The sequence below is a fragment of the Arthrobacter sp. TJ-254 genome (assembly GCF_058269175.1).
Map to the genome: position 1 here is coordinate 337,546 of NZ_JBZCNF010000003.1, position 17,811 is coordinate 355,356.

Genomic DNA, 17,811 nt, shown 5'->3' on the forward strand with positions numbered 1-17,811 from the left:
CGCTCAGGAGTGTGTGGGCGGCGCTACGGTGTGGGGATGAATGATGAAACCGGCACTGTGAGTGCACCGGTTCCAAAGCGGACGAGGCGGCTTTGCCCGATCTGTCGGGCAGAAGGCTGGCCGATCGCCTACGGAATGATCCTGCCCGATGCACAAGCAGCAATGCCCAACACGGTGTTCGCGGGCTGCTGCCTCGAGATGCGTGAGCAGATCAACCCGAAAACCGGCGAGCGTGAATTCGGCACGCCCGCATGGGAGTGCCAGAACGAGGACTGCCGGCACCGGTGGTGGTGACACCCGCCGGCACCATCGAGGCGTCTGGAAGACCGGGACCGGACGCGTTGGGCGTGCGCAGAGTCAGCTTTCGCAGCCCCAGCCGTCGCCGTCGCGGTCAAGATGGGTTCCGTAACCGGGCTGGCTGATGTGGATGGGCGCCATCCCCGCAGCACGGACCGCGGCGCAATTTGCGTAGGACGCAGGTGCCGGCGCGGGAGCGGGTGCGACCGGCGCCGGGACAACGGGTGCGGGCTCAGGAGCGGGTGCGACGGGGGCGGGATCCGGCTGTTCGACGACAGGCCGTTGATTGGTTGGAGCGTCGATGTCGCCGCAGGAACCAAGGACGGACGCCATGGCGTCGTGTTCGGCCTGGGTGACCCACAAGCCGTAGGTCGCTTTCACTGAGATTTGCGTGGCGACGTAGGTGCACCGGAATGCCTTGTTTGGCGGCAGCCAGGTGGCGGCGTCGCCGTCGCCCTTCTGCTGGTTGGTGGGTCCGTCCGTCGCCTGGAGGTTCAAGGGGTCATTGGCAAACGCAATGCGCTGTTCGGCTGTGAGCTGCTGGGCGCCCTTCTGCCACGCGTCTGAAAGCGCGACGACGTGATCGATCTGCACCTGCGAGCTTGTGGCCTGGCCCCGGATGAACTGGATTGTGGTGCCCGTGTACGGGTCGTCGAGTACGCCCGACGCGACCTTGCAGGGGACACTGTTGGCGAAAACGATGTCGTGGAGCTGAAGCTGGAGCATGTCGTTCCGGGTATCACAGCCGTTACGGTCGACATCCGCCCACGCGGTCCCAAATAGCTCCCGGTCGTAGCCGGTCTTCGGCGCACGGCCCTTGATGGGCAGGGTTTCCAAGAGCACCAGCGCCTTGGTTCCCGCGGCGGGCTGGCGCTGCGGTGCGTCGGTGTCCTGCACAGCGACGGCGGGGACTTCCTCAGTGTCGAGAGGGGCGACGTCGGGGGTTGGGCTTGGTTTGGGCGTCGATGCCTTGGCGGTGCTCGGGCGCGGAGTGGGTGTGGGCGACGGTGATGGCGTTTCCGTCGGTGCGCTGATGGCGGTCTTCTCGGCCGCTGCAGTTTTGTCCGACGCGTCGGCCGGAGGATTGAGGAGCAGACCAGCGGCGAAGGCCAGCACACTGACCGCAATGGTTATGCCGGCGGCCTTCCGGTTTGGCAGGCGCAGCCAGGACGGTCTCCCGGAGGTCAGCGTGTAAATACCTGTCGCTAGGAAGACCAGCGCGGTGCAGCCGAGGGCGCCGCCACCGAAGTTGCCCATTTCAGAGACGATGATTGAGAGGAGCACAATCGCCACGACGATCGCGGTGGACCGATTGATCTTGCGCCGTTTTGGTCCCTCCGGCGACTGACGCAAGGCAGAGTTATGCCCGGACGGTGTGCTCATGAAATTGTCCCCCAGCTGAAAAGCGAATGATCTGCGTCGTCATCCTACAACCGCAGGTGGCGGTCAGCGACCTGCCGACGGCGTGCTCAAAATCAACGACAAGATGACGTCGTGAGTGTGTTTCGCCTTACCGTCTCCACGGAATTCCGCTTCGATAACCCTAGAACCCGCAGTAATCGCGATTGCAGAGCTAGAGTAAAACTTTCCGAGCATGGACTTGTTGGAAAGCATGGCCACAGACTGAATCGATCGATACGGCACTGAGGTCACTGCAACGCGGTTCCCGACAAAACTCTTGTCCTGCAGGATCACCCGGAGGTTCGTAATTCCGATGAAGCCGGTGCCCACGCCAATGCAGTCGTATACCGCGATGATCTGCTCGCCTGGCAACAAGCCTTCATGGATCATCTGAAGCTGTTCCGGCCGGTCGTGAATAATCTGACTCATTGTTTCCCCCAACGTGATAGACAGTTTGAGTCAGCATATGCGGTCGTTCCGACATAAGCGAAAACTCCGACTTGCTCGATCTCCGCCCGAATTCTTCCCCTAATGTCGGTAATCCGTGGTTGATTGGCTATTGCAACAGTCCGGGCTGTCTCTTCATGTGCTCAACCGGAGCACCTGGTTATATTTCACCGCGCGAGCGGGACATGGGGGAATGATGATTCGAAACGATGTGGCGTCACTATTGAAGCTAATTGACGAGGAACTGCCGCGCCAGAAATGGAAGCCATGGCCCGGTGGGTGGCCCGATCAGATCGAATCGGCCCTGATCGACGCCGTGTTGAGCATCCGTGCGAGCTATGGTTCTGAAGAGGCAGGCATTCCCGCTGCGGTGAAGCGTTACAAGGAGTTTGTCGATGAACATTCTCCCAACAGCCTTGCGAGGCTCGGCGACCACGCGCCGCGGGATCTTCAAGCTGTCCTTAATGGCCAGTTGACGAGCGGACGGACAAAGGCCTCGGCCATCGTGGAGGCGGCGAACAAGTTGGTGCAGGCAGGCGTGAGAACTGCGGCGGAGTTGGACCCACTAAACCACGACCAGAAGGCAGCGTACACCTCGGTCCATGGTCTTGGATCGGTTACATGGGACTACTTGGGCATGCTTCTTGGGAAGCCTGGGGTGAAGGCGGATACGTGGATCGTGCGGCTGGTGTCGCGAGCGACTGGACGGAACGTTGGTTCCCCAGAAGCTCGAAATGTGGTCAAGGCCGCTGCGCGAGAACTGAAGGTCGGAGTCACTGAACTGGATCACGCACTGTGGTATCACGAGCGGACTCGCGAGGCTGCTTTGGACCACGAGGAGCCCTAAACCCGAAGCTGGCCCAAAGGCGCTTCAGCTCAAGATGTCCTTGGTGCTGAAGCGCCCATAGGCCAGTGCGCCAAACACGGCTATGTAGCCGCCTTGTAGCAGCGCATTGTCACCAAACGAGTTCCACACGATTGGCTCTCGCAGCAGGTCGGCAAATCCCAACCAGTAATGGGTGAACAGCCATGGGTGCAGCCACTCAAGCTGCGGCAACGCGCCGAGGATCTGCGAGACGGCAGCCAGCGCCGCCGTAGCTGCCATGGCGCCAACCGGAACCGTGGTGAGCGTTGAGATAAAGAGCCCAATTGCGCTCAGCCCGAGCAGCGAAAGCGTTACATACAGCGCGAGCAGCAGCAGGCGGACTGCATACCCGCCGAAGCCGATCGTGGCCCCGGAGAGCAGCGTCACCGGCCCGATCGGGAACAGCAGGGCGCCGATCAGCGCACCGACCCCGACGACGACGAGCGTCGCCACCAGGCAGAACAGTGCAGCCCCCGCGTACTTCACGAGCAGCAGCCGGACCCTCCCGGCCGGGGCTACAAGCAGGTAGCGCAACGTACCGAGGTTCGCTTCACCGGCGATCGTGTCACCCGCGACGACGCCGACGGTCAGGGGCAGGAACAGCGGGATCGAGACGGTCAGCGCGGTGAGGGAGACGAACAGCCCGTTCTGGGTGATGCTGGCGAGGAAGGCCGGCCCGCGCCCGGGGCTCGGCCCGTCCGAGAGGCGCACGACCACCGCAATGAGGATCGGAATCGCGGCCAGCGCGGCGAGCATCGCCCACGTCCGGCGGCGGCGGAACAGGACCGTGATCTCCGAGCGGAGCAGCGCCCGCCCGGCGAAGGGACGGACCCGGTCGGCCCCGGCGGGCGGCAGGGGGTGCGGTGAGGGTGCTGATTCAGCCGGCAACGTCAAACCCCTCTCCGGTCAGCGCCACGAAGCGTTCCTCGAGCGAGGCGCCGCTGACAGTGAAGCCGCGCACGCGGACGTCGGCGAGCACCAGGGCGGCATTGACGGCTTCGGGCTTGAGGCCGTCGGCGGTGAGCTCGGCCGTCACGACGTCGTCGCGCCCGTCGAGTTCCGGGGTGAGCCCCAGCCCGGCGAGCACCGTGCGCGCGGCGCCCGGGTCGGGGGTGAGGACCCGCACGCGGGCGGTGCCCTCCGCCCGCAGATCATCGAGCGTGCCCTGAGCCACGAGGCGGCCGGCGCTCATGACCGCGATCTCGGTGCACATCTGCTCCACCTCGGCCAGGAGGTGGCTTGAGACGAAGACCGTCGTGCCGCCGTCGGCGAGGGACCTGATGAGGCTGCGGACCTCGCGGGTGCCCTGAGGGTCGAGACCGTTGCTCGGTTCATCGAGCACCAGCAGATCGCGCGGGGTGAGAAGCGCGTTGGCGATGCCGAGGCGCTGCTTCATGCCGAGCGAGTAGGCATGGGCCGGCTTGCGGGCGGCATGGCTGAGGCCCACCCTTTCCAGGGCGGCGTCGACGCGCCGGTTGCGGGTGGAAGGGGAGGTGCGCCTGTCGGCGTCGTCGAACCGCTGGAGGTTCGCCCGCCCCGAAAGAAAAGGGTAGATGGCCGGGCCCTCGACGAGGGCGCCGACGCGGGGGAGGACGTGGTGGGCCGCGTCGGGCATCACCCCGCCGAGCAGTTCGATCTCACCGCGCGAGGCGGAAGCGAGACCGAGCAGCATGCGGATTGTCGTCGTCTTGCCCGAACCGTTCGGACCGAGGAAGCCGAAGACCGAGCCCTGCGGAACCCTCAGGCCGACGTCGTCGACCGCGCGCTGGTGGCCGAATGTCTTGGTGAGCCCCCGGGTTTCAATTGCGAGCCCGCCCCCCTGCGCGCTCACGGGCGCGCCGCGGACGGGAACGGACGACGTCGGCCGGTGCCCTGCCCCTGCGGCGCCGATGGCGTCACTGCTGTGAGGCAGCGATCAGTTGGTCGGCACCGACTGCACCTGCGAAGACCCGGCCGTCGTCGGTGATGAACACCGACACAAGCGAGGTCTGCAGGACGCGCCCGCCGTCCACCGGGGTGAAGGCCTGCTCCAGCAGCGCCTGCGCCTCGGCCGACTCCTCGGACTCAGGGCTCGCGCTGAACGCCTCCGACGCGGAACCGGCCGGCAGGGCGACGATGCTGCTCCACCCCTCGCCGATGACGGTGGGCTCGTCCTTGGCGGCGTCGGACTTCTGGGCCTTGTGGTCCTTGTGCTCCTTGACCGGAACCTCGGTCACGGTTGCACCGGGCGGGGGAGTGAACTCGAACAGGCTCTGCTCGGGTGCGGCGAAGTCGATGCTGGTGAAGGCGACCGAGAACGCCGGCTCGGCCTGGCCCTGCGCGGAGACGGTGAAGCTGAGGGGGACGCCGGTCTCGGAGTCGACGGCCAGCGATACGGCACCGACGAGGGTGTCTGCCGTGGCGGGCGTGAGGACCAGTTCGTACGCGGTGCGGCCGGCCACGCGGGCGTTATCTCCCACGGTGACCTCGGTTGAAGGATCGATCGTGGAGAGGAACTTCTCGGCGAGGTCGGCGGGGGTACGCGGCGCATCGGCGGGGAGCTGCTTCAGCACCTCACCGCGGTCCGGAAGCACAGCATGGGTCGCTTCCTGGGCGCGGGAATCATAAAGCCAGACGTCGTCGTCGTTGAGGATGGCGTCGCGCTGGGCGAGACGGTCCTGCACCTGGATTCGTGCCTTGTCGGGCCCGTCGATGTGGACCTGGGCGGTGTGCTCACCGGTGAGCAGTTCGAAGGCGGCCGAGGCGCCATCGGAGCTGCCGGCACTGGGCCCCATGGTCTGCAACTCGGGCAGGCCGAGCTCGGAGGACTGCTCGATCGTTCCGGAGAACGCGCTGTCGTAGCTGTCGGCCACGAGCTCGAGCAGCTCCTGGGCGGACTTCTCCGGCAACTGGGGGCTTGCCTCAGCGAGGGTTGGGCCAACGGCGGCCGTTGTTATGATCACCGCCGGGACGATGCCAGCGGGGAGCCAACGGAGCCACTTCTTTGCCATGAGCTTGCCTTCCAACGGTGCTTTGCCCCCTTGCCCCATTAACGGTACTCCTGCTTGCTGGGAGGATGCAGGATGTTTCGGGCGGTCCTGTCCTGCCCTCACCGTAACCCTGCTTCTGCCGGCCCACACTCACCGGCCGTGCAGGTGACAGATGATTTCGGGCGAGAGCCTCGATACCTCCCTCAGCGGAAAGAGACAGAGGCGTTGTCAGTGCCGCCGGGCGTAGCGTCGAACGGCAATCCCGTGCGCGTGCACCAGCAGAGACCGTACCTGCTCGGCTGTGGCGGCACCAGGGTTGAGGATGCTTACCCATGCCTGCGAACCGTAGACGGGATGCGGCAGGATGCGGTCCGGTGCTGTGAAGTCGAAGTCGGCCAGGTGCATGGCGTGATCTGTCGCGGGATGTCCGGTCAATAACTCATATTCCTTCTTGCCCACCGAAATATTGAGCCGGAAAACGCCCGGCCGATTCAGGTTCGAGGCCATATCAAAGCCTTCATAATCGCTGACGACAATTGTCGCGAAGGGGAAGCGCCGGTTCTCTGGGGTATCACCGTTGGGGTCGTAGAAAAAGAAGGTATCGCCCCAAGCTGCCTCGGGTGCTCCGTTCTCCTTCCCGGCAGTCTGCGTTACGACGCCGGCCAGGTCTGAGACGAAGTCGATGATCTCGTTTTCCTCCACCCGATAATGCTTTCAAACGCCGGAACGCGGGTAAAGGACCACCCCGTGACCGGTTGTGACGGGGCCTGTGGCGGAGGAGCGCTCCAATGCTGTTAGCTGTAGCCATAACCATCCCGAGTGGCCGAGAGACCTGGATCGACGACGCCACAGCAACCCTCTTCGTGTAGCTGCGAAGAACGGTGCTACTGCCAGGACCGATGGAGAAGCTACACGCTTTCGTTGGTCTGCCCCGCCGTGCTTCAGCACGTCCGCGGGCGGTCACTGGCTGTCCTGTTTGCCCTCCATCGGGCGATAATTCAGGAGCCCAGCGTGACAACAGCAAGCCACCGCACTTTCAGCAAACCCACCACCTTCAGCACCCCCGACTCGCCGAAGACCCTCCGCACCCTCTCCCTGCTCGCAGCAGCCACGGGTCTCATCCTCACCACAAGCGGCTGCGGAGGATCGGCGGCGGCAAGCGAGGACGACACCTTCGTCTTCGCCACCGGCAAGGACATCTCCTGCCTCGATCCCCACGTCAACGGCGATATGCCTCAGGCCTCAATCGCGGCGAACTACCTCGACTCCCTGGTGTCCCAGGACAGCGAGGGCACCATCCACCCGTGGCTTGCCACGAACTGGTCGGTCTCGGACGACGGCCTCACCTACACCTTCACCGTGCGCGACGACGTCTACTTCACCGACGGCACGAAGCTCACAGCAGAGGCGGTCAAGGCCAACCTCGACCACATGGTCGATCCCGATACGCAGTCGGGCACCGCCGGCGGCTACCTCAAGCCCTACGTCGGCACGGAGGTCGTCGACGACACCACGGCGGTCGTCACCCTCAACCGCCCCTATGCGGCCTTCCTCGAAGTGCTCGCCCAGCCGTTCCTCGGCATCGAGTCGCCCGAGGCGCTCAAACGCCCGCAGGCCGAGAACTGCAACGCCCCGGTGGGCACGGGCCCGTACCGGATCGTCGATTACGTTCCGCAGTCCAAGGTCAGCCTCGTCCGCAACGAGAACTACAACTCGGCGCCGCCCTACGCGCAGCATCAGGGGCCGGCGCACATCGAAAAGATTGAATGGCGGATTGTCCCCGAGGACTCGACCCGCTACGGTCTCCTGCGCGCCGGCCAGGTTGACGCCCTCGACCTCATGCCGTCAGTCCACTTCGACGAGGCTGAGGCCGACTCAAACGTCGAACTGATCCTCCAGGACCGCCCCGGCAATCCGACGAACCTCATGCTCAACACCACCCGGGCGCCTTTCGACGACCTCAACGTGCGCAGGGCCTTCCTTCTCAGCACCTACGTCGATGCCGGCATCCGCAGCGTCTACTTCGGCACGGTGACCCGCGCCGGGGGACCGCTCAGTTCCACAACGGGCTTCTACTCCCCGGACTTCGAGAACGTCTACGATCCCGACCCCGACGAAGCGGCCCGCCTGCTCGACGAGGCAGGCTGGACCGGGCGCGACGACGAGGGCTACCGCGTGAAGGACGGCCAGCGCCTGAGTGTCCACTTCCCCTACACGCCCGGCGCCTGGCCCACCGCACACCAGGCCCTCGTCACCCAGATCCAGGCAACCGCGAAGAAGGCCGGATTCGAGGTGCTGATCGAGAACGGCGACGGCGCGAGCGTCAGCGAACTCGGCAACAACTTCGACTACGACCTCCGGGCCGACTACTGGAACACCAACACGGCCGACGTCCTGCGCATCGTGTTCTCCTCCGAGTACACCGAGTCGGCGGGCTTCGTGCCGAACGGGTCGGGCTTCCGCAATCCGGAACTCGACGCGATCCTCAACGACGCCCTCGCCACGGACGACCCGGACGTGCGCAAGGACCTCTACTACGAGGCGCAGCGGATCATCAGCGACAACGCCCTCCAGCTCCCGCTCTACAACCAGGCAAGCCAGGTGGCGCTCCGTAGCGACCGCTTCACCTCGCTCACCCTCGAACCGAGCCTCTCCCTTCCCTACCTCTACGACGTCACGGCGGTCGATTCCGAATGAGCACCTCCTCCCTCGAACCCCTCAGCGCAGCACCACGCACGACGGCGACGGCCGGTACGGCCGGCAGCGTCGTCCTCAAACGGGCCGCCGGAAGCCTCTTCGTCCTCTGGGCCGCCGTCACCCTCACCTTCTTCGTCCTCCGCCTCACCCCGGGAGACCCGATCACGGCGATCCTCGGCGGCGCGGGCTCGTCGCCGTCACCGGAAACGGTCGCCGCCGTGAAGGCCGAGTACGGGCTCGACCAGCCCGTCCTCGTTCAGTACTTCAGCTACCTTGGCGGGCTCCTCACCGGCAACTTCGGGGTGTCGTACATCTTCAAGGTTCCGGTGCTCGAAATCATCGGCCCGCAGATCCTTCCCACGCTGCAATTGGCGGGCCTCGCCCTGGCCTTCGCGTGGGCCATCGCCCTCGCCTTCACCCTCCTGACGGTGGGCCGGGGGCGCACGCTCGACGGCGTGGGCCGCGCCGTCGAGGTGTTCTTCGCCTCGCTGCCCCAGTTCTGGGTAGGCATCATGCTCGCCGTTGTCTTCGCCGTCATCCTCGGCTGGTTCCCCGTGGCGGGCAACGACGGGTTCCGCTCACTGGTGCTGCCGGCGCTTTCACTGGCGGTTCCCCTCGCCGGGTTCATCGCCCAGGTGACCCGGTCCTCGTTCGAAGACGCCCTCGCCCAGCCGTTCATCCTGAGCGCAAGGGCGCGCGGCCTCAGCGATGCCGCCGTCCGGATCACCCACGCCCTGCGGCACGCGATCCTTCCCGGCCTCACCCTCTCAGCCTGGGCGGTCGGCTCGCTCGTGAGCTCCGCCGTCGTCGCCGAGATCATCTTCGCCCGCCCCGGGCTCGGCCGGTCGCTCGTTGACGCCATCGTGAACCGGGACCTGCCCGTCACCCTCGCCGTGGTGTTCATCATCGCCGCCGTTTACATCCTCGTGAACCTCGTGGTGGACCTCCTCTACCGCGTAGTCGACCCCCGCACGAACCCGAAGGGATTCACAGCATGAGCCTCACCCTCGACCCCACAACGACGGCGGGCACCGGCTCCGGCGCTACCGCACCCGCCGCCTCCGGCCGCTCGCGCACGGCGCGCCTCGTGCGCGGCACACCCATCGGCGTCTGGATCGCCGCCGCACTGCTGGCCTTCCTCGTGCTTGCCGCCGTCGCGCCGTCGGTGTTCCTGCGGCAGGATCCCTTCGCGATCGACCCCGCCAACGCCTTCCAGTCCCCGAACGGATCCCACGTCTTCGGGACCGACCAGAACGGCCGCGACGTCTTCTCCCGGGTGATCGCCGGCACCGGTCAGTCCCTGCTGCTCGGCCTCGCCGCCACGGCGATCGGGCTGATCCTTGGCGGTGCGCTCGGCATCACCGCCGGCGTCTCCGGCAAATGGCTCGACTCGGCGATCTGCCGCTTCGTCGAAGTGCTTTTCGCCTTCCCGGGCCTGCTCCTGGCCCTGATCGTGATCGCCGTGTCGGGAACCGGGGTCGTGACGGCGGCCCTCGCCGTCGGCATCGGCACCGCCCCCGGCTATGCGCGGATGCTGCGCACCCAGACCCTCCAGGTGGTGGCCGCCCCCTACGTTGAGACAGCCCTTTCCCTCGGCCGGTCCCGCTCGCACATCCTGTGGCACACGATCGTCCCCAACGTGGCGCGTCCGCTGTTCGTGCTCGTGACCCTCGGCATCGGCCAGGCCATCGTCTGGGCGTCGTCGCTCAGCTTCCTCGGCCTCGGTGCCCAGCCACCCGCCGCCGAATGGGGTGCGATGCTCGCCGACGGCCGCAACTACCTCCAGGTTGCCTGGTGGATCGCAGCCTTCCCGGGCATCTTCATCACCCTCGCCGCACTCACCACAACCGTTGTGGGCCACCACCTGCAGCGCCGACTCGAAGCAGAGGTCTGAGCATGTCGAATTCCCCAACCCCAACCCAGCAGCCGCTCCTCGCCATCGACAACCTCAATGTCTCCTTTGCCACCCCGCGCGGGACGGTCGACGTCGTCAAGGACGTTTCCCTTGCCCTGGCGCCGGGACAGGCGCTCGCCCTCGTCGGCGAGTCGGGCTCCGGCAAGACAGTCACGGCACGCACGCTCGTCGGCCTCAACGCCTCAAATGCGCGGGTTTCGGCCGGCCGCCTCGAGGTCCTCGGCCGCGACGCCGCCCGCCTCTCCGAGCGGCAGTGGCGCGGGCTGCGCGGCAAGGACATCGGCTACGTCCTGCAGGACGCCCTCGTCTCCCTCGACCCCCTCCGCACGGTGGGCCAGGAGATCGACGAGGCGCTGCAGGCCCACGGCGTCCGCGGCATGGCCGAACGTCAGGAGCGGGTTCATGCCGCCCTGCGAGGCGCGGGCATTCCGGATCCCGAGGTCCGCGCGCGGCAGCGCTCGGGTGAGCTCTCGGGCGGCCTGCGACAGCGGGCCCTCATCGCCCAGGCGACAGTGCTGAACCCCCGGCTCGTCATCGCCGATGAGCCCACGACGGCGCTTGATGCAACGGTCCAGGCGCAGATCCTCGAGCTGCTGGCAGGGCTCAAGGAGCAGGGCAGGGGCCTGATCTTCATCTCGCACGACCTCGCCGTCGTCAGCCACCTCGCCGACGAGATCGCCGTCATGCAGCACGGGCGGATCGTCGAGTCGGGCCGTGCGTCGGAGGTCCTCAGCAACCCGCGGCATGAATACACGCGCCAGCTCATCGACGCCGTCCCTTCGGCGGCCGCGAAGGGGACCCGGTTGTCCTCGGTGCCGCGCGTGACGGTCACCGCGCGTCCGCCCCGGCACTCGGCGGTCTCCCCGAACGCTCCGGCACTCGAGGCCCGCAACCTTGTCAAGACCTACGCCTCACCGGGCGGGGACCGGCGCACCGTCGTCGACGACGTGTCCTTTACCCTTCCGGCGGGTAAGACCCTTGGCATCGTCGGCGAATCCGGGTCGGGCAAGTCGACAACTGCGCGCATCGCGCTGGGGCTGACCGAGCCCGACGCCGGAACCGTCACCCTGGGCGGTCTGCCGTGGGTGGGCCACCCCGGCGGAAGCGGGATCGTCACCGAAGCCCTTCGGCGCCCGCACCGGCCCGACATCCAGCTGGTGAACCAGGACCCGCTGAGTTCATTCGACCCGCGGTTCAGCGTGGAGCGCGTGATCACCGACGCCCTCGACGCGGGCTCGGTCGGGACGCCGGGGGAGCGCACCGAGCGTGCGGCCGAACTGCTCGGTCAGGTGGGACTGCCGCTGGATCTCATCCACCGCAGCCCGCTCACGCTCTCCGGCGGGCAGCGCCAGCGCGTCGCGATCGCCCGGGCCCTCGCACTACAGCCCCGCGTGCTGCTGCTCGATGAACCGGTGTCGGCCCTCGACGTCTCCATCCAGGCTCAGGTGCTCGACCTCCTGGCGGACCTGCAGGAACAGCTCGCGCTCAGCTACCTCTTCATCAGTCACGACCTCGGCGTCATCCACCACGTGAGCGACGACGTCCTCGTCCTCAAGGACGGCCGCGTGGTTGAGTCCGGGACCGCGGCGTCGTTGTTCGCAGGACCCACAACGGAGTACGCGCGGGCCCTGCTGGCCGCCGTCCCCGATCTGCCCGACCGCGCAGCCCCCGCGGCGTCGCGGGCAGGGGGTGCAGCATGAGCCGCGAAATCCACTTCAACGGGTTCGAAATGAACACCGTCAGTCATATCAACCACGGCCTGTGGCGGCACCCGGAGAACCGGCGCCACGAGTACACCGACATCGAGTACTGGACCGACACCGCGAAGCTCCTGGAGCGTGGGCTGTTCGATGCCGTCTTCCTCGCGGACGTGGTGGGCACCTACGACGTGTACGGCGGGAGCCGCGCTCCCGCCGTCGAACGCGGACTTCAGGTGCCCAACAACGACCCGTTCCTGCTCGTGCCCGCCATGGCCGCTGTGACATCCCACCTCGGGTTCGCCGTGACGTTCTCGACGACGTACGAGCCGCCCTTCGGCAATGCCCGGCGCTTCAGCACCCTCGACCACCTCACCAAGGGACGCGTCGCCTGGAACGTCGTCACCGGGTACCTGCCCGACGCCGCACGGAACTTCGGGCTCCCCGCCCACATCCGGCACGACGACCGGTACGACATCGCCGAGGAATACCTCGAGGTCTCCTACAAGCTCTGGGAAGGCTCTTGGGACGCCGACGCCCTCGTGCGCGACCGCGCCCGCGGCGTCTACACCGAGCCGGCCGGAGTGCGCGAGATCGGGCACTCCGGGAAGTACTTCACAGTCGACGGCCCGCACCTGTCCGAGCCGTCCCTGCAGCGGACGCCGGTGATCTACCAGGCGGGCTCTTCGGGCCGCGGGAAGGACTTCGCCGCACGGCACGCCGAAGCCGTCTTCGTCAGTTCACAGACAGTTGCACGGGTGGCCGACGACGTCGCCGACCTGCGGACCCGCGCCGAAGCCGCTGGCCGCGGACGCGGCGCCGTGAAGGTCCTGACTTCGCTGAACATCGTGCTCGGCGAGACCGAGGCGGAGGTGGCCCGGAAGGTCGAGGAGGTGGTGCGGCTGCGCGACGTCGTCGGGCACCTCGTTCACTTCGGTGGGGGATCGGGCATCGACCTTAAATCCGCCGAGACGGAGGCCTACCTCGAGTACGTGGGCCGCGACCACTCACAGTCCTTCGAAGCCGAGTTCACCACCGGGCCCAACCGGAAGAAAGCGTACGAGATCATCGACACCTTCTCCGACCCGCGCAGGAGCGACTTCTTCATCGCAGGAACGCCCGAACAAGTGGCCGACCGGATCGAGGAGATCGTTGACCTCACCGATGTGGACGGCTTCAACATCGTGCAGTTCCTCTCACCCGGAACCTTCACCGACATCGTTGAGCTGCTGGTGCCGGAACTGCAGAAGCGCGGCCGCTACCGCAGGTCCTACGCCGAACCCACACTGCGCGAGCGGCTGTTCCCCGGCAACGGGCCGCTGCTGCCGCCCACCCATCCCGGCTCCGCGTACCGCAGCGCCCTATCGAAGCAGGGGGCCGGCGCGTGACCACCCCTGCAACAACAACTTTGACAACGACGATCTTCCAAGGAGTCAGCCGATGACCACCGAAACACTTCACGCCACACGAACGAGTGCCGCCTCCGGCACCTACGCCGCCCTGGCCGCCCGCTTCCGTCCCCTCTTCGAGGAGATCGCCGCCGGGGCGGCCGAGCGGGAAACCGACCGCATCCTCCTGCACCGCCAGGTGCGCCAGCTCGCGGACACCGGGTTCACGTCGCTGCGGGTCCCGGTCAAATACGGCGGCGGAGGAGTTTCAGCACCTCAGTTCTTCCGGCTGCTGATCGAGCTCGCCGCGGCGGAGTCGAACCTCGCCCAGGCCCTGCGCTGCCACGTCGCGTTCGTCGAGGACCGGCTGTACGCGGACGACGCCGGGTGGCTGCGGCGGGTCGCCGGCGGGGCGGTGCTCGGCAACGCGTGGACCGAGACCGGGCCGGTGGCCGTCGGCGGCGTGAGCACCACGATCACGCGCGACGGCGAGAACTACCGGGTCAATGGAACCAAGTACTACACAACGGGGAGCCTTTACGCCGACTGGATCCAGACCGGTGCGCGCACGCCCGACGGGGTCGACGTGATCGCCCTGGTGCGGCGCGATGCCCCCGGCGTCGAAGTGATCGACGACTGGGACGGGTTCGGGCAGCGCCTGACGGCGAGCGGCACCTCGGTCTTCCGCGACGTCGTCGTGCCCGCCGCCGACGTGATCACCGAAACCGAGCACCCGCCGTACAACACGGGCGTCTACCAGCTCATCCACGTTGCGACGCTCGCCGGTATCGCCCGCGCGGCCGTCCGCGACGTCGCTTCCGAGGTGCGCGGCCGGACCCGCACCTTCAGCCACGGCAACGGCACACGACCCAGCGAAGACATCCAGGTGCAGCAAGTTGTGGGGGAAGTCTCGGCGCTCGCGTTCGCGTCCGAGGCTGCTGCGCTGCGGGTGGCCGAGCTGGTGCAGGAGGCCTACGAAGCGCATGGGAGCCTCCCGCCCGAGGAGGCGGACGCCGCCGCAGTCGCCGTGGAGTTCGCTTCCTCGCAGGCGCAGATCGTCGTCACCGAGCAGGTGCAGCGCGCCGCGACGACGATCTTCAACGCACTCGGAGCCTCCTCCACGCGGAAGGGCCTCCAGCTGGACCGCCACTGGCGCAACGCTCGAACCATCTCCTCCCACAACCCCGTGATCTACAAGGCGCGGATCGTCGGCGACTGGGAGATCAACGGAACAGTGCCCGAGTTCCTGTGGCGGTCGGGGGAGGCAGCGGACCGTTCCCTCGGGAAGGGTAAGGCGGTATAGGCTCTTCTGGGCTTCGTGCGAGGTTCCGCACGTACGAGCTCAAGGGGACGAGTGCAAAGCCTTAACTTCACGGCGATCGATTTCGAGACGGCCAACAGCAAGCGCGGGTCCGTGTGCGCCGTCGGGCTCACCAAGGTCCGGGCCGGGGTGGTCACCGAGTCACTCAGCTGGCTTGTTCGGCCCCCGGCCGGGACCGGGAACTTCGATCCGAGGAACATCTCGGTTCATGGAATCCGACCGAAGGACGTTACCGGGGCCGACTCATGGGAAACGTCGCTGGAGCGGATACTGAGCTTCCTGGGCTCTGATGTGCTCGTTGCGCACAACGCTTCGTTCGACCGCTCGGTGTTCCGGGGTGCCTGCGCGGAAACGGGTCTCGAGGTGCCCGACGTCCAGTTCCACTGCTCGCTTGACCTGGCGCGGCGCAGGCTGGACCTCGAGGTGAACCGGCTGCCGCAGGTGGCGGAAGCGCTGGGGCTGGGCAGCTTCAACCACCATGACGCCGGCAGCGACGCCGAGACGTGCGCCAACGCCGTGCTGGCCATCGCCCGTAGGGACGGGCTGCACACCCTCGACCTGCTGTGGCCGGCCAGGGCGCCGAAGTCCACGGGCTCGCACCGCTACCGCCGTGAGCCCGTGCTCGCGGAGCTTCCCCAGCCGAACCCCGACGCCGATCCCACGCATCCGTTGTTCGGCCAGGTTGTGGTCTTCACCGGAGAGCTCCTGACCGTCGACCGCCCCGATGCCATGGCTCAGATCGCCGAGCGCGGGGCGGCCAACGCCAAGAACATCACGAAGAAGACAACGATGCTCGTGATTGGGCGGCAGGACCCTCAGACCGCCCGGGTTGCCATCAGCTCCGACAGCGGCAAGGAACGCAAGGCGCTTCAGTACATCGAGGCGGGCCAGTCGATTCGGGCCGTCAGCGAGAAGCAGCTTCTCGGGTGGCTGGCTCCTGCGACAAGCGCCGGGCCCGTTCGACCGGCTGCACCGAAGGCACCAGCAGCGCGGCCGGCGGCCGTGGCGGCCCCCGCCGTGCAGTCGGCAATTGAGACGCCCGCGGCCGGTGCGGAGAGCGCGCCGCTTGAGTTCGTCACCGCCGGCATCCTGAAACTGCTGGGAAGCTTTCGGCGCACGCGGTAACGGCCGCACCTCCGCTGCCCACGCCGCGGAGGTGTCCTTAGCGCGTGACCCTGCGGCGGCCGGACATGCTCTCTGCAACGCCGATGAGCAGGACGGCGGCGATGACGGAGACGATGAAGCCGAAGACGTTGAGTTCGAAGATGCTTCCCGTGCCAATGAAACTTGCGATGCTCCCGCCGATGATCGAGCCGACAAGGCCCAGCAGCAGGGTGGCGAGAAGGCCGAGGTGCTGCTTGCCCGGCTTTACGAGGCGGGCGAGGGCTCCAATGATGAGCCCGGCAATGATGAATCCAATCATGGTGTTCTCCTATTGGGGTGTTGCTCGGTGTCCGCGCTCAGGGTGGCTGCGGCAGAGCAGTCATTCGATCCTACTGACCGGTAGGCAGCAGCCACACCCCAAGAGTTGGGTTGACAGGCAGGGCCGGAACTGGGAACACCGGGGTGTGGCCGGGCGGCTGCGGCGAATGCTTACGTTATGCTTCTTCCCATGCAATCGGGTCTCATCTACCTCATCGGTCCGTCTGGTCACCCTAATTTCGGTGATGAGTTTATTGCCGCGTCCTGGCTCAAATACCTGGCCACAGCCCGGCCCGACGACGAAGTCTGGCTCGACTGCCCCCAGCCCGGCACCGCGCAGGTGCTTTTCGCCGGTCTGCACCCCAAGCTCCGCATCACGAACACTCTGTGGCGGCTCGCCCACGAGAACGAAAACCGGCCGGCCGAAGAGGCGGCTGAGATCATCACGGCCCGTGTCACCGGTTTGGGCTCGCCGAACTATGACATGGGCCTGCTCAAGCTGCGCGAGGCGGAGTCCCTCCACCTCATCGGCGGCGGATTCCTCAATGACGTCTGGCCGCACCACGCCGGACTCATCCACGCGATGCGCGCTGTCCGTGAAGTGACCGGCGCGCGGCTCTACGCCACCGGACAGGGCCTGCTGCCCGTCTTCAGCGAGAGCACCCTCGATGCTGGAATGTTCGATGGATTCACCTCCGCCACGGCCCGCGACGACGCCGGCGCGGCCGCCTACGGGATCCCGCGCGGCCTCGACGACGCCTTCCTGGGCGTCACAGCCGAAATCGAACGGACCGGCGACGCCGACGGCCTCTACGTCTGCATCCAGAACGACACAGTCGACCCCGAGCGGTTCGACGCCGCCGTCGAGGTCGCCCGGCGTGAAGTCAAGCAGGCGCTCGGAGAAGGACGCGAGGTCTACTACCTCGAGGCGATTCCCGGAACCGACCGTGCCGCGTACGACCACCTCGCCGACCTGATCCCCGAGGAGCATTTCCTTCCGTTCTCCCACATCTGGGTCCACGGACTTCCGCTGTCGGTCAACCAGACCTGGGTCACAAGCCGCTTCCACTTCCACCTCCTCGCCGCGGCCGCGGGCGCCCGCGGCATCGCAGTCGGCATGAAGGAGGGCTACTACGACATCAAGCACCAGTCACTGACGGCGCTGGGCAGCGGGTGGAACCTCACGCTCGACGCGGAGGCTCCCGCGATGCCCGACGAGCGCGGATACCTTGGCTACAATCTGCCCGAGCTGGTGGCCGAGAAGGCCGCCGAAGCCCAGCGGATCTATCCCGCTGCGGCAGGCAACCCGGCGTCGACTCCCGGAGGGGCCCGCTTCCTCGGGGGAGTGCTGGGTGCGACCTTCCGGAACAAGGTGGCACGCTAAAGCCCGTC

At 66.9% G+C, this 17,811-nt stretch carries 17 protein-coding genes and 1 riboswitch; of the genes, 10 read left to right on the forward strand and 7 right to left on the reverse strand.

From position 1 onward, the window contains the following. The first annotated feature begins 36 nt into the window (after positions 1–36). On the forward strand, positions 37–294 hold the full coding sequence (locus AC4D14_RS10180) for a hypothetical protein (RefSeq protein ID WP_490901961.1): 258 nt from the start codon (positions 37–39) through the stop codon (positions 292–294). A 63-nt stretch (positions 295–357) separates the two neighbouring features. Here AC4D14_RS10180 and AC4D14_RS10185 read toward each other — a convergent pair whose 3' ends face one another. Together AC4D14_RS10185 and AC4D14_RS10190 are read right to left on the reverse strand one after the other, a co-directional pair. Continuing rightward, positions 358–1,680, reverse strand: a complete 1,323-nt coding sequence (locus AC4D14_RS10185) for a GmrSD restriction endonuclease domain-containing protein (protein WP_490901962.1) — start codon at positions 1,678–1,680, stop codon at positions 358–360. Between the two features lie 63 nt (positions 1,681–1,743). Beyond that, positions 1,744–2,127 (reverse strand): PH domain-containing protein, encoded by a 384-nt coding sequence (locus tag AC4D14_RS10190; protein ID WP_490901964.1) that lies wholly within the window; start codon positions 2,125–2,127, stop codon positions 1,744–1,746. A gap of 211 nt (positions 2,128–2,338) precedes the next feature. On the opposite strand from AC4D14_RS10190, the gene AC4D14_RS10195 reads away from it, so the two are divergent. Then, positions 2,339–2,992 (forward strand): DUF8548 family protein, encoded by a 654-nt coding sequence (locus AC4D14_RS10195; RefSeq protein ID WP_490901965.1) that lies wholly within the window; start codon positions 2,339–2,341, stop codon positions 2,990–2,992. A gap of 24 nt (positions 2,993–3,016) precedes the next feature. Here AC4D14_RS10195 and AC4D14_RS10200 read toward each other — a convergent pair whose 3' ends face one another. The 4 genes from AC4D14_RS10200 to AC4D14_RS10215 form a co-directional block, all read right to left on the reverse strand. Then, entirely contained in the window at positions 3,017–3,904 is an 888-nt protein-coding gene (locus AC4D14_RS10200) for an ABC transporter permease (RefSeq protein WP_490901968.1), read from the reverse strand. Then, complete coding sequence (locus AC4D14_RS10205; protein ID WP_490901969.1) at positions 3,888–4,841, reverse strand: ABC transporter ATP-binding protein; 954 nt, start codon at positions 4,839–4,841, stop codon at positions 3,888–3,890. The genes AC4D14_RS10200 and AC4D14_RS10205 overlap by 17 nt, the downstream gene beginning before the upstream one ends. Positions 4,842–4,905: 64 nt before the next feature. Then, positions 4,906–6,000 (reverse strand): LolA family protein, encoded by a 1,095-nt coding sequence (locus AC4D14_RS10210; RefSeq protein WP_490901971.1) that lies wholly within the window; start codon positions 5,998–6,000, stop codon positions 4,906–4,908. 207 nt (positions 6,001–6,207) lie between these two features. Then, positions 6,208–6,681 (reverse strand): DUF6194 family protein, encoded by a 474-nt coding sequence (locus AC4D14_RS10215; protein WP_490901972.1) that lies wholly within the window; start codon positions 6,679–6,681, stop codon positions 6,208–6,210. Between the two features lie 105 nt (positions 6,682–6,786). Continuing rightward, positions 6,787–6,885, forward strand: a riboswitch (SAM riboswitch). Positions 6,886–6,990: 105 nt separating this feature from the next. Between AC4D14_RS10215 and AC4D14_RS10220 the strand changes: the two genes are divergently transcribed. Genes AC4D14_RS10220 through AC4D14_RS10250 form a run of 7 tightly spaced genes read left to right on the forward strand, consistent with a single transcriptional unit; the run spans position 6,991 to position 16,122 of the window. Continuing rightward, a complete protein-coding gene (locus AC4D14_RS10220) occupies positions 6,991–8,676 on the forward strand; it encodes an ABC transporter substrate-binding protein (RefSeq protein ID WP_490901973.1) in 1,686 nt (561 codons plus the stop codon). Continuing rightward, positions 8,673–9,674 carry an ABC transporter permease gene (locus tag AC4D14_RS10225; RefSeq protein WP_490901974.1) on the forward strand — a complete coding sequence of 334 codons (1,002 nt, stop codon included), beginning with the start codon at positions 8,673–8,675 and terminating at the stop codon, positions 9,672–9,674. Before AC4D14_RS10220 ends, AC4D14_RS10225 begins: the two co-directional genes overlap by 4 nt. Next, entirely contained in the window at positions 9,671–10,570 is a 900-nt protein-coding gene (locus tag AC4D14_RS10230) for an ABC transporter permease (protein ID WP_490901975.1), read from the forward strand. The genes AC4D14_RS10225 and AC4D14_RS10230 overlap by 4 nt, the downstream gene beginning before the upstream one ends. Positions 10,571–10,572: 2 nt before the next feature. After that, positions 10,573–12,291, forward strand: a complete 1,719-nt coding sequence (locus tag AC4D14_RS10235; protein WP_490901978.1) for a dipeptide ABC transporter ATP-binding protein — start codon at positions 10,573–10,575, stop codon at positions 12,289–12,291. After that, on the forward strand, positions 12,288–13,676 hold the full coding sequence (locus tag AC4D14_RS10240) for an LLM class flavin-dependent oxidoreductase (protein WP_490901979.1): 1,389 nt from the start codon (positions 12,288–12,290) through the stop codon (positions 13,674–13,676). Before AC4D14_RS10235 ends, AC4D14_RS10240 begins: the two co-directional genes overlap by 4 nt. A 52-nt stretch (positions 13,677–13,728) precedes the next feature. Next, complete coding sequence (locus AC4D14_RS10245; RefSeq protein ID WP_490901980.1) at positions 13,729–14,979, forward strand: acyl-CoA dehydrogenase family protein; 1,251 nt, start codon at positions 13,729–13,731, stop codon at positions 14,977–14,979. Positions 14,980–15,030: 51 nt separating this feature from the next. Next, positions 15,031–16,122, forward strand: a complete 1,092-nt coding sequence (locus AC4D14_RS10250; protein ID WP_490901981.1) for an exonuclease domain-containing protein — start codon at positions 15,031–15,033, stop codon at positions 16,120–16,122. A gap of 37 nt (positions 16,123–16,159) precedes the next feature. Here AC4D14_RS10250 and AC4D14_RS10255 read toward each other — a convergent pair whose 3' ends face one another. Next, on the reverse strand, positions 16,160–16,420 hold the full coding sequence (locus AC4D14_RS10255; protein ID WP_490901983.1) for a GlsB/YeaQ/YmgE family stress response membrane protein: 261 nt from the start codon (positions 16,418–16,420) through the stop codon (positions 16,160–16,162). Between the two features lie 189 nt (positions 16,421–16,609). Between AC4D14_RS10255 and AC4D14_RS10260 the strand changes: the two genes are divergently transcribed. After that, entirely contained in the window at positions 16,610–17,803 is a 1,194-nt protein-coding gene (locus AC4D14_RS10260; protein ID WP_490901985.1) for a polysaccharide pyruvyl transferase family protein, read from the forward strand. Positions 17,804–17,811: the final 8 nt, after the last annotated feature.

Bases quoted from the DNA above. Each gene is read 5' to 3' on its own strand.
- AC4D14_RS10185 (WP_490901962.1), bottom strand. From the start codon at position 1,680: ATGAGCACACCGTCCGGGCATAACTCTGCCTTGCGTCAGTCGCCGGAG.
- AC4D14_RS10260 (WP_490901985.1), top strand. From the start codon at position 16,610: ATGCAATCGGGTCTCATCTACCTCATCGGTCCGTCTGGTCACCCTAAT.
- AC4D14_RS10245 (WP_490901980.1), top strand. From the start codon at position 13,729: ATGACCACCGAAACACTTCACGCCACACGAACGAGTGCCGCCTCCGGC.
- AC4D14_RS10180 (WP_490901961.1), top strand. From the start codon at position 37: ATGAATGATGAAACCGGCACTGTGAGTGCACCGGTTCCAAAGCGGACG.
- AC4D14_RS10195 (WP_490901965.1), top strand. From the start codon at position 2,339: ATGATGATTCGAAACGATGTGGCGTCACTATTGAAGCTAATTGACGAG.
- AC4D14_RS10190 (WP_490901964.1), bottom strand. From the start codon at position 2,127: ATGAGTCAGATTATTCACGACCGGCCGGAACAGCTTCAGATGATCCAT.
- AC4D14_RS10225 (WP_490901974.1), top strand. From the start codon at position 8,673: ATGAGCACCTCCTCCCTCGAACCCCTCAGCGCAGCACCACGCACGACG.
- AC4D14_RS10255 (WP_490901983.1), bottom strand. From the start codon at position 16,420: ATGATTGGATTCATCATTGCCGGGCTCATCATTGGAGCCCTCGCCCGC.
- AC4D14_RS10230 (WP_490901975.1), top strand. From the start codon at position 9,671: ATGAGCCTCACCCTCGACCCCACAACGACGGCGGGCACCGGCTCCGGC.
- AC4D14_RS10235 (WP_490901978.1), top strand. From the start codon at position 10,573: ATGTCGAATTCCCCAACCCCAACCCAGCAGCCGCTCCTCGCCATCGAC.
- AC4D14_RS10240 (WP_490901979.1), top strand. From the start codon at position 12,288: ATGAGCCGCGAAATCCACTTCAACGGGTTCGAAATGAACACCGTCAGT.
- AC4D14_RS10210 (WP_490901971.1), bottom strand. From the start codon at position 6,000: ATGGCAAAGAAGTGGCTCCGTTGGCTCCCCGCTGGCATCGTCCCGGCG.